A 13,619-nucleotide genomic window follows, 5' to 3' on the forward strand; every position below is an offset into this window, starting at 1 on the left:
AACTGCGCGCTATTTTGTTGCGATGAACGGGGTTCGATGAAGCTGAAAAATCTAGCCGGTATCCTGCCTGTCGATGGGACAGCTCCCTTCGACATGGAGGTTACAGGGATTTCGTCGGATTCCCGCCAGGTAACAGAGGGCGTCGTCTTTTTCGCGCTCACCGGCTCCAAGGCGGATGGTGCAGCCTATGCAGCCGACGCCGCAAGCCGCGGCGCTACAGCGATCGTGGTCGGCAAGGGCAGTGCGGTCGCCGGGCTGCCAGTGCCGGTTCTTGTCGTAGACGATCCGCGCCTTGCGCTGGCGCAGAGTGCGGCCCGTTATTTCGGCAAGCAACCGCAAACCATGGTCGCGGTGACCGGAACCAGCGGCAAGACCTCGGTCGCCGCATTCACCCGGCAGATATGGGAGCAGGCGGGTTTCGCCGCCGCCTCGATCGGCACGACCGGCGTGGTGGCGCCGGGCCGCAACGAATATGGCTCGCTGACCACGCCGGATCCGGTGGCATTGCACAGGCTGCTCAAGGAACTGGCGGAGGCCGGCGTCACCCACGCCTCAATGGAAGCGTCCAGCCATGGCCTCGACCAGTGCCGGCTCGACGGCGTCAAGCTTACGGCCGGCGGCTTCACCAATCTCGGCCGCGACCATATGGACTATCATCCGACGGTCGAGGACTATCATCGCGCCAAATTGCGTCTGTTCGACGCGCTGCTGCCGAAGGGCGCGCCGGCCGTCATCTTTGCCGACGACCCGTGGTCGGAGCCGACGATCAAAGCGGCGCATGCAGCGGGACTGAACGTGCTGACGGTCGGACGCCACGGCGATTTCCTGCGGCTGAAGCGGGTCGAGCACGAGCGCCACCGCCAGCGCGCCGAGGTTGAAGCGGACGGCGTTCTCCATGAAGTCGACTTGCCGCTGGCTGGCGACTTCCAGATTGCAAATGCGCTGGTGTCGGCCGGCCTCGCCATTTCGACTGGAACATCTGTTGCCAAAGCCTTGATGGCGCTGGAGAAATTGAAGGGCGCGCCGGGACGGCTCGACCTTGTCGGGACGGCCGCCAACGGGGCGCCCGTCTATGTCGACTATGCTCATAAGCCGGATGCACTGGAAAACGTGCTGGCTTCGGTGCGCCCCTTTACCACCGGCCGCGTCATCGTCGTATTCGGTTGCGGCGGCGACCGCGACCGGGGCAAGCGGCCGATCATGGGCGAGATCGCCACGAGGCTGGCCGATGTCGTCATCGTCACCGACGACAATCCCCGCTCGGAAGTCCCCGAGACGATCCGCGCCGCGATCCTGGCGGCTGCACCGGGGGCGATCGAGATCGGCGACCGGCGCAAGGCCATCCACCAGGCAGTCGGGATGCTTCACGCCGGCGATACGCTGATCGTGGCCGGCAAGGGCCATGAGGAAGGCCAGACCATCGGTGCCGAGACGCTGCATTTTTCCGATCACGAGGAAGTTCGCTCGGCGCTCAGGGAGCAAGCGGCGTGAGCTATCTGTGGACCTCCGAGGCGCTGGTTGCCGCCATGGATGGCCGGCCGCTCGGTCCGATGCCTGAAGGCATCGCCGGCATTTCCATCGACAGCCGCAGCCTGCAGCCGGGAGACGCCTTCTTCGCCGTCAAGGGCGAGGCCATGGACGGCCATGATTTCGTCACCGCCGCCATCAAGGCGGGCGCCGGCGTGCTGGTCGTCGCCGAGGGCAAGCTGCCGTCGCTGGGGCGGCTGACGGCACCGATGATCGTCGTGGAGGATGTGCTCGTCGCGCTGGAAAAGCTCGGCGTTGCGGCGCGCGCACGCTCAAAGGCGAGGGTGATTGCCGTGACCGGATCGGCGGGCAAGACCACCACCAAGGAAGCCCTGCGCCACGCTCTCTCCGCGGTCGGTACCGTGCATGCATCGGCCCAGTCGTTTAACAATCACTGGGGTGTGCCGCTGACGCTGGCGCGCATGCCGCAGGATTGCGATTTTGCCGTCTTCGAGATCGGCATGAACCATCCGGACGAGATCCGGCCTCTGGTCAAGATGGTCCGGCCGCATGTCGCCATCATTACGCTGATCGCGGCCGCTCACCTCGGCTTCTTCCGCAACCTGGACGAGATCGCCAAGGCCAAGGCAGAGGTTTTCGAGGGACTGGAACCCGGCGGTGCCGCCCTTCTCAACCGCGACGATGCGCGCTGGAAGCTGCTGGAGAAGATGGCGAAAGAGGCCGGCGTCGAGCATGTTTACGGATTCGGCGAGAATGCCCGGGCGACCTTCAAACTGATCAAATGCGAACTCGATGCCGATCATTCCGTGATAACCGCCAAGATTGGCGGGCATGAGATCGTCGCCAGGATCGGCGCGCCGGGCCGCCATATGGTGCAGAATGTGCTGGCGGTGCTGGGTGCAGCGCATCTGGTCGGAGCCGACGTCACCAGGGTTGCGCAGGCGCTGGCCGATCTTTCGCCCGAACGCGGACGCGGCAAACGCTATATGTTGCGCCACCCCAAAGGGCCGATCACGCTGATCGACGAGAGCTACAACGCCAATCCGGCGTCGATGAGCGCTGCAATGGCGCTGCTCAACACGACGCCGGTGTCGGGTGAGGGCAGGCGCATTGCCGTGCTCGGCGATATGCTCGAGCTCGGCGGCCATTCGGCGAAATTGCATGCCGCCCTTGCCGACCTGATCGTCGGCACCGACACGCGCACGGTTTTTCTCGGCGGCCCGGAAATGCGGGCGCTGGCCGACGTTTTGCCCGGCGAGATCAGGACGGAGTACCGCGCCGGCGCGGAAGATCTGAAACCGGTGCTTCTGTCGGAGTTGAGGCCGGGCGACGTGGTTATGATCAAATCGTCGAAAGGCATAGGCTTCTCAAAGCTGGTCGAGGCATTGCTCGGCAAGTTTCCGGCGGAAGCCACAACCAGCAGACAGACCTAGGATCGGTCCGGGGGACGCAAGCGCATGTTAACACTGCTCGTCGAATTTGCGGACAAGATCTCGGTCTTCAACGTCTTCCGCTACATAACTTTCCGCACCGGCGGGGCGCTGATCACAGCGGCGCTGATCGTGTTCATCTTCGGACCGACCATCATCAATTCGCTGAGGCTGCGGCAAGGCAAGGGACAGCCGATCCGCGCCGATGGGCCACAGACGCATTTCAAAAAGGCGGGAACGCCGACCATGGGCGGGCTGATGATCCTGTCCGGCATCATCGGTTCGTCACTGCTGTGGGCGAACCTGTCGAGCATCTACGTCTGGGTGGTGATGCTGGTGACGCTGGGGTTCGGCTCGATCGGCTTTTACGACGATTACCTCAAGGTGACGAAGCAATCGCATCTCGGCTTTTCCGGCAAAGCGCGGCTGGGGCTCGAATTTGCCATCGCAGGCATCGCCGCCTGGGTGATCATGCATAACGGCCAGGCGCCGTTCTCGTCATCGTTGACATTCCCTTTCGCCAAGGAGTTTCTCGTCAATCTCGGCTGGTTCTTCATCCCGTTCTCGTGCTTCGTCATCGTCGGCGCCGGCAATGCGGTGAACCTGACCGACGGCCTCGACGGACTGGCGATTGTGCCGATCATGATCGCGGCGGCGTCCTTCGGCGTCATCGCCTATCTCTCCGGCAACGCGGTATTCGCCGAATATCTTCAGATCCATTTCGTGCCCGGTACCGGCGAACTGGCGGTGGTCCTTGGAGCGGTGATCGGCGCCGGGCTCGGCTTCCTGTGGTTCAATGCGCCGCCGGCGGCCATCTTCATGGGCGATACCGGCTCGCTGGCGCTGGGCGGGCTGATCGGCACGGTCGCGGTGGCGACCAAGCACGAGATCGTGCTGGTCATCGTCGGAGGCCTGTTCGTTGTCGAGATATTCTCGGTCATCATCCAGGTCGGCTATTTCAAGATGACCGGCAAGCGCGTCTTCCTGATGGCGCCGATCCACCATCATTTCGAAAAGCTCGGCTGGACCGAAAGCCAGGTGGTGATCCGCTTCTGGATCATCGCCGTCATCCTGGCGCTGGTCGGCCTGTCGACCCTGAAGCTCAGATAGGAGGCCGCTTGATCCCCGCCGCATCCTTTTCAGGCAAGCGCGTTTCGCTCTTCGGGCTCGGCGGCTCGGGGATCGCCACGGCGCGCGCGCTGATCGAAGGCGGCGCAGATGTGCTGGCCTGGGACGACAATCCCGACAGCGTCGCCAAGGCTGGCGCGGTCGGTATTGCAACCGCGGACCTGCGCGGCGCGGACTGGGCGAGGTTTTCCGCCTTCGTGCTGTCGCCCGGCGTGCCGCTGACGCACCCGAAGCCGCACTGGACTGTCGAGCTCGCGCGGGGCTCCGGCGTCGAGATCATAGGCGATATCGAGCTTTTCTGCCGCGAGCGGACGGCGCGGGCGCCGGAAGCACCTTTCATTGCGATCACCGGCACCAACGGCAAGTCGACGACCACGGCATTGACGGCGCACATACTCAAGTCGGCCGGGCGCGACACGCAGATGGGCGGCAATATCGGCCGTGCGGTGATGACGCTCGATCCGCCGCAGCCCGAGCGGCACTATGTGGTTGAGTGCTCTTCCTACCAGATCGACCTTGCCCCCTCGATCAATCCGACGGCCGGCGTCCTGCTCAATCTGACGCCGGACCATCTCGACCGCCATGGCACGATGCAACACTACGCCTCGATCAAGGAGCGGCTGGTGGCCGGCAGCGAGACGGCAATCATCGGCGTCGACGATTCCTGGTGCGCCCAGATCGCCGACCGGCTGGAGCGGGCAGGCCGGCAGGTCATTCGGATTTCCAAGCGCCTGCCCCTGACCGACGGTTATTTCGCCGACGGCACGAATTTAATGGAAGCCGTGCACGGCCGCTACAGCCGGGTCGCCTTCCTCGAAGGCATCGGCTCCTTGCGCGGCCAGCACAATGCGCAGAATGCACTGGCCGCCGCCGCCGCCTGCCTCAAGGTCGGGCTCGAACTCGGCGAGATCCAATCCGGACTGGAGAGTTTCCCCGGGCTGGCGCACCGCATGGAGCAGGTCGGCCGCAAAGGGCATGTGCTGTTCGTCAACGATTCCAAGGCGACCAATGCCGATGCCGCTGCACCGGCGCTGTCGAGCTTTGCGCGTATCCATTGGATTGCCGGCGGCCTGCCGAAGGAGGGCGGCATCGAGCAGTTGCGCGGCTTCTTCCCGCGCATCGCCAAGGCCTATCTGATCGGCGAAGCTGCACCGGCCTTTTCGGCGACGCTGGGCGAGGCGGTGCCTTACGAGATCTCAGGCACGTTGGCCGCGGCAGTCGAACACGCCGCCCGTGATGCGGCCAGGGATAGTAGCGGCGAGGCGGTGGTGCTGCTGTCGCCGGCCTGCGCCAGTTTCGACCAGTTCAAGAATTTCGAAGTGCGCGGCGAGGCGTTCAGGCAGGCCGTAACCGCCATTGATGGCGTGATGCCCATCGGAGGGACACGATAATGCAAAGCCGTCTCGACAAAAGCCCGGTTGCGACCTGGTGGTGGACGATCGATCGCTGGTTCCTGGCGGCGTTCCTGTCGCTGATGGGGCTCGGCATCGTTTTGTCCTTCGCCGCAAGCCCGGCGGTGGCCGAGCGCATCGGGCTCGACAGTTTCCACTTCGCGACGCGCCAGATTATCTTCACCATTCCGGCACTTGGGGTGATGCTGGCTGTCTCGTTCCTTGAATCCAGGCAGATCCGGCGCATGGCGCTGGTCATGCTGTGCATCATGCTGTTTCTGATGGTGGCAGTGCTCTACATCGGCGTCGAGGTGAAGGGCGCGCGGCGCTGGGTGTCGCTTGCCGGTCTGTCGATCCAGCCATCCGAGTTCCTGAAACCGGCCTTCGTCATCATCTGCGCCTGGCTGTTCGCCGAGCACAAGCGGCAGCCCGACATTCCCGGCAATCTGTTCGCCATGTTGCTGCTTGCACTGGTTATCTCGCTGCTGGTGGCGCAGCCTGACCTGGGGCAGACCATGCTGGTGCTCGGCACCTGGGGGGTGATGTTCTTCATGGCCGGGTTGCCGTGGCTGTGGATCGTCGCGCTGGGTGCTGCCGGCGTCGGCGGCGTGTTCGCCGCCTATGCGGTGTTCCCGCACGTTGCCGGCCGCATCGACCGCTTCATGACCGGCGAGGGCGACACGTTCCAGGTCGACATGGGCCGCGAGGCGCTGATCAATGGCGGCTGGTTCGGCGTCGGGCCGGGCGAGGGTACCGTCAAGCGGGTCATCCCCGACAGCCACGCCGACTTCGTCTTCTCCGTCGCCGGCGAGGAATTCGGGTTGATCATGTGTTTCTTCATCATGTCCATCTTCGGCTTCATCGTGCTGCGCGGTCTCAACACGGCGCTCAAGGAGCAGGACGATTTCACCCGCTATGCGGTTGGCGGCCTGGTCACGGTCTTCGGCCTGCAGTCGGTCATCAACATGGCCGTCAATCTGCAGCTGATGCCGGCCAAGGGCATGACACTGCCGTTCATCTCCTACGGCGGCTCTTCGCAGATCGCGATCGCCATCTCGATGGGCATGGTGCTGGCGCTGACGCGCAAGCGCCCGGAAAAGCGCAAGCAGCTGGGCTTCATGCCGTCGCCGCGTGCGATGCCGGCGGAGTGAGATGGCGAAGGGGGTCATCCTGCTGGCGGCAGGCGGCACGGGCGGACACCTGTTCCCGGCCGAGGCGTTGGCGCACGAACTGACCAGGCGCGGCTGGACGGTGCATCTGGCGACGGACGAGCGCGCCGAGCGCTTTACCGGACAGTTCCCGGCAGCCGCCATCCATCCGATCCAGTCGGCGACGATGGGGTCGAAAAATCCTTTTGCCGTGCTCGCCGCGTTTTGGAAAATCTGGCGCGGCGTGCGGCAGGCATCGGCCGTCATCGCCAGCATCAAGCCCGCCATCGTGGTCGGCTTCGGCGGTTATCCGACACTGCCGCCGCTTTACGCGGCGACCCGGCGCAAGGTGCCGACGCTGATCCACGAGCAGAATGCGGTGATGGGCCGCGCCAACCGCGCGCTTGCCGGCCGCGTCGACGCCATTGCCGGTGGGTTCCTGCCTGAAGACAGCAGTGCCGCAGGCGCCAAGACGGTGACCACCGGCAATCCGGTCAGACCGCAAGTGCTGGAGGCGGCGAAGACACCTTATGCCGCATCGGCCGGCGAAGAGCCGTTCCGATTGCTGGTGTTTGGCGGCAGCCAAGGCGCGCAGTTCTTTTCCGACGCGGTGCCGGCGGCAATCGCCCGGCTTTCCGACGCACAGCGCAGGCGGCTGGCGATCACACAGCAGGCGCGCGCCGACGATGTGACGCGGGTGAAAGCCGCCTATGCCGCACTTGGCATTGGGGCCGAGGTGTCGCCGTTCTTCACCGACATGGCAAAGCGGCTGGCGGCGGCGCATCTGGTGATGTCGCGCTCCGGCGCATCGACCGTATCGGAAATCGCGGTGATCGGCCGGCCGGCGCTGCTGGTGCCCTATCCGCACGCGCTCGACCACGACCAGGCGGCGAATGCGGCGGCCCTTGCGGCAGCGGGCGGCGCCGAGGTGCATCCGCAATCCACGCTTTCGCCCGAGCACATTGCTGCGTTGATCGGGGCCTTGATGGATGATCCGGGCAGGGCGGCGACAATGGCCGCGGCGGCGAAATCATCCGGAAAACCGGATGCCGCGCGGTTGCTCGCCGATCTGACAGAGGCTATTGCGTCCAGGAAATCCGTTTCGGAATTCAGGAAGGAGACGCACGAATGAAGATGCCACAGACGATCGGCCTCGTGCATTTCATCGGCATTGGCGGCATCGGCATGAGCGGCATCGCCGAGGTGCTGCACAATCTCGGCTACAAGGTGCAAGGGTCCGACCAGGCCGACAGCGCCAATGTGCAGCGGCTGCGCGACAAGGGCATCGAATGCTTCGTCGGCCACCAGGCCGAAAACCTCGGCGAGGCCGAGGTGGTCGTCGTCTCCACCGCAATCAAGAAATCCAATCCGGAACTGAAGGCGGCGAGAGAGAAGTTGCTGCCGATCGTGCGGCGCGCCGAAATGCTAGCCGAGTTGATGCGGTTCCGCCAAGCGGTCGCGATCGGCGGCACGCATGGCAAGACGACGACGACTTCGATGGTGGCGACGCTACTCGAAGCCGGCGGGCTCGACCCGACGGTGATCAATGGCGGCATCATCAATGCCTATGGCACCAATGCCCGCATGGGCGACGGCGAATGGATGGTGGTCGAGGCCGACGAGAGCGACGGCACCTTCCTCAGGCTGCCGGCCGAGATTGCCGTCGTCACCAATATCGACCCCGAGCATCTCGATCATTACGGCTCCTTCGACAAAGTGCGCGAGGCGTTTCGTCAGTTCGTCGAGAATGTGCCGTTCTACGGCTTCGGCGTGATGTGCACCGACCATCCCGAGGTGCAGGCGCTGGTCGCCCGCATCGAGGACCGGCGCGTCATCACCTATGGCGAAAATGCGCAGGCCGACGTGCGCTTCACCAATCACCGCATGGACGGCCCGACCTCGGAATTCGACGTGGTGATCCGCGATCGCAAGACGCACGGCCAGATAACGATATCAGGTCTGCGGCTACCCATGCCCGGACGTCACAATGTCTCCAATGCGACGGCGGCGATTGCCGTCGCGCATGAGCTCGGCCTTCCGGCTGAGGCAATTAAGAAGGGCCTGTCGTCCTTCGCCGGCGTCAAGCGGCGCTTCACCCATACCGGTTCGTGGAACGGTGTCGATGTGTTCGACGATTACGGTCATCATCCGGTCGAGATCACGGCGGTACTGAAGGCTGCGCGCAGCGCCACCAAGGGCCGCATCATCGCCGTTACCCAACCGCACCGCTTCACCCGGCTGCGCGATCTGTTTGACGAGTTTTCCGTCTGCTTCAACGACGCCGATACGGTAATGGTGGCGCCCGTCTATGCGGCCGGCGAGGAACCGATCGACGGCGTTACGTCCGACGCACTGGTGTCGCGCATCCGCTCCGGCGGCCATCGCGACGCACGCTACATCGAAGGTCCGGCGGCGATCGGGCCGATCGTTCGCGAGGTGGCGAAGCCGGGCGATTTCGTCGTTTTCCTCGGCGCCGGCAACATCACTCAATGGGCCTATGCGCTGCCCAAGGAACTCGGCGGGACCATCTCATGATGCGCGGCCAGGCGTTGATCGAGAAGCTTGGCGACCGGCTTGCCGGACTGCGCGGCCGCATCACGCCCAATGCCGAGATGGACAAGATCACCTGGTTTCGAGCCGGCGGGCTCGCGGACGCATTGTTCCAGCCGGCCGACGAGGACGATCTTGCCGCGTTCCTGAAGGCGGTGCCCGAGGAAATACCACTGACCATCGTCGGCGTCGGCTCGAACCTGCTTGTCCGTGACGGCGGCATTGCGGGCTTCGTCATCCGGCTTTCGGCCAAAGGCTTTGGCGAGACCGAAGTAATTGCGCCGACCATGATCAAGGCGGGCGCCGCAACGCCCGACAAGCGTCTTGCGGCCGTTGCCTACGAGGCCGGCATTGGTGGCTTTCACTTCTACCACGGCATTCCCGGCGCCATTGGCGGAGCGCTGAGGATGAACGCCGGCGCCAATGGCGTCGAGACACGCGAGCGTGTGGTCGAGGTGCGGGCACTCGACCGCAAGGGCAATGTTCATACGCTGAGCAATGCCGACATGGGCTATGCCTATCGCCATTCAGCGGCGCCGTCGGGGCTGATCTTCACATCGGCGCTGCTCGAAGGCGTTCCCGAGGACAAGGCGGCGATCAAGGCCGCGATGGATGCTGTCCAGAACCATCGCGAGACCGTGCAGCCGATCCGCGAAAAAACCGGGGGCTCGACCTTCAAGAATCCCGAGGGCACCTCGGCCTGGAAGGAAATCGACAAGGCCGGCTGCCGCGGCCTGATGGTCGGCGGGGCGCAGATGTCGCCGATGCATTGCAACTTCATGATCAACACCGGAACCGCCACCGGCTACGAGCTTGAATATCTCGGTGAGACGGTGCGTGCGCGCGTGCTCGAAAAATCGGGCATCCGGCTGCAGTGGGAGATCAAGCGCATCGGTAATTTTCGGCCGGGCCATGCGGTCCAGGAATTTCTCGGGCAGTTGCTTTAGGCAAGTCGACCGCCGTTGCTTTTCGGACTCATGAATTCACATTTTGCTGCCGTTTTTGCGGAAAGTGAATCCATCGGAATCGTAAGCACTTGCCAGCGAATCAACTCTCTGATTCTCTGCCCTGAAGCGTTTCCTGATTTGAGTCGTTTCGACGCGTTGCTCGCGTTTCCGTCTGGGGGGCAACCTGCCGGGAGACTCGGACTCAATGTTGCGGAAACACGGAGCGAAGTTGCTCGGCGCGTATGAGTGTGCGCGATGCTTTTCGGGTCATGCACGATAGTGCAGGCCTGCTGCGAGAGGAAATGACGGGGAATGACAAGCAAGCACGTGGCCGTCCTTCTGGGAGGATTCTCGTCCGAGCGGCCCGTGTCCCTGTCGTCGGGCAAAGCCTGCGCCGATGCGCTCGAGGGAGAGGGCTACCAGGTCACCCGCGTCGACGTCTCGCGCGACATCGGCTCGGTGCTCAGCGCGCTCAAGCCTGACGTCGTCTTCAACGCACTGCACGGCCCTTTCGGCGAGGACGGCACCATCCAGGGCATCCTCGAGTACCTCGCCATTCCGTACACGCATTCGGGCGTGCTTGCCTCGGCGCTCGCGATGAACAAGGAACAGGCCAAGAAGGTCGCCAAGGCGGCCGGCATTCCGGTGGCGGAATCGAAGGTGGCCAATCGCTTCGCCATCCAGAACAAGCACCCGATGAAGCCGCCCTATGTGGTCAAGCCGGTCAACGAAGGGTCGAGCTTCGGTGTCGTCATCGTGCATGAAGGCCAGTCGCATCCGCCGCAGATCATCGGCTCGTCCGAGTGGAGATACGGCGATACGGTCATGGTCGAGCGTTATGTGCACGGGCGGGAATTGACCTGCGCGGTGATGGGCGATGTGGCGCTCGGTGTCTGCGAGATCATCCCGACCGGCCATTCCTTCTACGACTATGATTCAAAATACGTCGCGGGAGGATCAAAACACGAATGCCCGGCAAAACTTTCACCGAATATTTACCAAAAAATACAGACACTGGCACTCAAGGCTCATCAAGCTATCGGCTGTCGGGGCGTTTCCCGATCGGACTTCCGTTATGACGATCGTCACTCCGAAAACGGCGAAATTGTCTGGCTCGAGGTCAACACCCAGCCGGGCATGACGCCGACGTCTTTGGTGCCGGAAATCGCCGCGCAAGCGGGACACTCGTTCGGCGATTTGTTGAGTTGGATGGTGGAGGACGCTTCGTGTCTGCGTTGAAGTGGGGACAGGGCAGGGGGAAGGGCGCGGCCGGGCCGGCGCTGTTCGGCATGCCGTTGTCGTTCGACCATTTCGTGCTGCCGCGCCTGCTCCGCCGGCCGGTGCGCGTGCTGGCGCGCCTCGGCGAGGGCGACTTCGAAGCGCCGCCCTATTGCGCTGCCATGCTGTCGGCGGCGTTGCTTATTTCGAGCAGTGCCTATGGCGCCTATCTCGGCGGACATGCCGACGCCATCGTCCAGAGTGTCACCGCCCGAACCGGCTTTGCCGTCGATCAGGTCAAGGTCGTCGGCAACCGCGAAACATCCGAGATCGATATTCTCGACAGGCTGGAACTCGACGGCTGGACCTCGCTGATCGGCTTCGACGCCGAAACCGCGCGCGAACGCATCACCACGCTACCCTGGGTCGAAGCCGCGGCAGTGCGCAAGGTCTACCCGCATACGCTGGAAGTGCGCGTCGAGGAGCGCGAGCCGTTCGCGCTGTGGCAGCAAGGCAGCGCGCTTTCGGTCATCGAGAAATCCGGCGCCGTCATTGCGCCGTTCTCCGGCGGCAAGCAGATATTGCTGCCGCTGATCATCGGCACCGGCGCACCGGCCAAAGCGCCGGATTTCCTAGCGAAGATCAAGAATTATCCGGAGCTCGCCGCGCGGATCAAGGGCTATATCCGCATCGGCGAACGGCGCTGGGATCTCAAGCTTGAAAACGGCATCACGATCAAACTTCCCGAAGACGGCGAGGATCAGGCGATTGCCGACCTGGTCAGGATGGACCACGAGAACGGGCTTTTGACGCGCGACATCGCTGCCGTCGACATGCGCCTTTCCGATCGTCTGGTCGTCCAGCTGACGCCGGAGGCGGCGACACAGCGCGAGGCCGCGCTCAACGAAAAGCCCAAGATGCTGAAGCGCAAGCCGGAGACGAAAATATGAGCTGGCTTGGCGGCAATAGCGATGCTTCGGCGCGCCGGTCCGGCATCTTGACGGTGCTGGATGTCGGCTCCAGCAAGGTCTGCTGCGTGGTGGCCAAGCTCAAGCCGCGCGAGGATGGCAAGCTGCTGCGCGGACGCTCGCATCGCGTCCAGGTGATCGGCATCGGCCACCAGAAATCGCAAGGCGTGAAATCGGGCGTCGTCATCGATCTCGACCGCGCCGAGCACGCCATCCGTCTTGCCGTCGACGCCGCCGAACGCATGGCGGGACTGACGGTCGATTCGCTGATCGTCAACATGACTGCCGGCCGGTTGAAGAGCGAGGCTTTTTCGGCCACCATCAATCTCGGCGGCCATGAGGCCGACGAGGCCGACATCAAGCGCGTGCTTGCCGCCGGCGCCAAGCAGGCTCTGCGGGCCGAGCGCGAGGTGATCCATTCGCTTCCCGTAGCCTTTTCTCTGGATGCCGAGCGCGGTGTGCGCGATCCGCGCGGCATGGTTGGCGACCAGCTTGGCGTCGACATGCACGTGCTGACGGGCGACGCGGCGCCTTTGCGCAATCTTGAGCTCTGCATCAACCGCTCGCATCTGTCGGTCGAGCGCATGGTGGCGACGCCTTATGCCAGCGGGCTTGCCGCGCTGGTCGACGACGAGCTCGAAATGGGCGCGGCCTGCATCGACATGGGCGGCGGCACGACGACGATCTCGGTATTTTCGGAAGGCAAGTTCGTCCACGGCGACGCCATCGCGATCGGCGGCAACCACGTCACGCTGGATATGGCCAAGGGCCTGTCGACCTCGCTCGATGCCGCCGAAAGGCTGAAAGTGATGCATGGCTCGGCGCTGCCTGGCAGTGCCGACGACCGCGACCTGGTTTCCATCCATCCGATCGGCGAGGACGGCGAGGTGCCGTTGCAGATCCCGCGCTCGGTGATGACACGCATCATCCGCGCCCGCATCGACGAGACGCTGGAATTGCTGCGCGACCGCCTGAACAAGTCCGGCTACGGCAATGCCGTCGGCAAGCGTGTGGTGCTGACCGGCGGCGCCAGCCAGCTTGCCGGCCTGCCCGAAGCAGCACGCCGCATTCTCGGCCGCAATGTGCGCATCGGACGCCCGCTTGGCGTGGCAGGCCTGCCCGAGGCGGCCAAGGGGCCGGCTTTTTCGACGCCCGTCGGGCTTCTGATCTACCCGCAGATGGCGAGCTTCGAGAGCCGCCCGGCGAAGGGAATTTCCGGTCTTCGGATGACCGGAACAGGCGGAAAACTGCATCGAATGAGTCAGTGGTTGAGAGACAGTTTTTAATTTGACGGGGACAGCCCCATAGGCGGCCGCGGCGGCGAAGCGGCGGGAAAGGCAAAGGACGAAGA

11 protein-coding genes are annotated in these 13,619 nt (G+C 64.0%); all 11 read left to right on the forward strand.

Annotation, left to right across the window (positions count from 1 at the left end; all coding sequences use genetic code 11):
- Window positions 1-36: 36 nt before the first annotated feature.
- The 11 genes from NKH80_RS11735 to ftsA all read left to right on the forward strand — a co-directional run bounded on the left by NKH80_RS11735 (window position 37) and on the right by ftsA (window position 13,554).
- On the forward strand, window positions 37-1,491 hold the full coding sequence (locus NKH80_RS11735; RefSeq protein WP_352991659.1) for a UDP-N-acetylmuramoyl-L-alanyl-D-glutamate--2,6-diaminopimelate ligase: 1,455 nt from the start codon (window positions 37-39) through the stop codon (window positions 1,489-1,491).
- Window positions 1,488-2,921 (forward strand): UDP-N-acetylmuramoylalanyl-D-glutamyl-2,6-diaminopimelate--D-alanyl-D-alanine ligase, encoded by a 1,434-nt coding sequence (locus NKH80_RS11740; RefSeq protein ID WP_352875922.1) that lies wholly within the window; start codon window positions 1,488-1,490, stop codon window positions 2,919-2,921. The genes NKH80_RS11735 and NKH80_RS11740 overlap by 4 nt, the downstream gene beginning before the upstream one ends.
- Window positions 2,922-2,945: 24 nt before the next feature.
- Window positions 2,946-4,028, forward strand: coding sequence for a phospho-N-acetylmuramoyl-pentapeptide-transferase (gene mraY / locus NKH80_RS11745; protein WP_254818991.1), 1,083 nt, complete (start codon window positions 2,946-2,948; stop codon window positions 4,026-4,028).
- 8 nt (window positions 4,029-4,036) lie between these two features.
- Window positions 4,037-5,437, forward strand: a complete 1,401-nt coding sequence (gene murD / locus NKH80_RS11750) for a UDP-N-acetylmuramoyl-L-alanine--D-glutamate ligase (RefSeq protein WP_352505598.1) — start codon at window positions 4,037-4,039, stop codon at window positions 5,435-5,437.
- Window positions 5,437-6,588 (forward strand): putative lipid II flippase FtsW, encoded by a 1,152-nt coding sequence (gene ftsW, locus NKH80_RS11755; RefSeq protein ID WP_023676765.1) that lies wholly within the window; start codon window positions 5,437-5,439, stop codon window positions 6,586-6,588. Before murD ends, ftsW begins: the two co-directional genes overlap by 1 nt.
- 1 nt (window position 6,589) lies before the next feature.
- Window positions 6,590-7,717, forward strand: coding sequence for an undecaprenyldiphospho-muramoylpentapeptide beta-N-acetylglucosaminyltransferase (gene murG / locus NKH80_RS11760; RefSeq protein WP_352505599.1), 1,128 nt, complete (start codon window positions 6,590-6,592; stop codon window positions 7,715-7,717).
- On the forward strand, window positions 7,714-9,120 hold the full coding sequence (gene murC / locus NKH80_RS11765; protein ID WP_352505600.1) for a UDP-N-acetylmuramate--L-alanine ligase: 1,407 nt from the start codon (window positions 7,714-7,716) through the stop codon (window positions 9,118-9,120). The genes murG and murC overlap by 4 nt, the downstream gene beginning before the upstream one ends.
- Window positions 9,117-10,082: a UDP-N-acetylmuramate dehydrogenase gene (gene murB, locus NKH80_RS11770; RefSeq protein WP_352505601.1), complete on the forward strand. Its 966-nt coding sequence runs from the start codon at window positions 9,117-9,119 to the stop codon at window positions 10,080-10,082. The genes murC and murB overlap by 4 nt, the downstream gene beginning before the upstream one ends.
- A gap of 312 nt (window positions 10,083-10,394) precedes the next feature.
- A complete protein-coding gene (locus NKH80_RS11775) occupies window positions 10,395-11,321 on the forward strand; it encodes a D-alanine--D-alanine ligase (protein ID WP_254818986.1) in 927 nt (308 codons plus the stop codon).
- On the forward strand, window positions 11,309-12,250 hold the full coding sequence (locus NKH80_RS11780) for a cell division protein FtsQ/DivIB (RefSeq protein ID WP_352505602.1): 942 nt from the start codon (window positions 11,309-11,311) through the stop codon (window positions 12,248-12,250). The genes NKH80_RS11775 and NKH80_RS11780 overlap by 13 nt, the downstream gene beginning before the upstream one ends.
- A complete protein-coding gene (gene ftsA, locus NKH80_RS11785; protein WP_254818984.1) occupies window positions 12,247-13,554 on the forward strand; it encodes a cell division protein FtsA in 1,308 nt (435 codons plus the stop codon). The genes NKH80_RS11780 and ftsA overlap by 4 nt, the downstream gene beginning before the upstream one ends.
- The last annotated feature ends 65 nt before the right edge of the window (window positions 13,555-13,619 follow it).

This window comes from Mesorhizobium sp. M0904 (genome assembly GCF_040319475.1).
Taxonomy (GTDB): domain Bacteria; phylum Pseudomonadota; class Alphaproteobacteria; order Rhizobiales; family Rhizobiaceae; genus Mesorhizobium.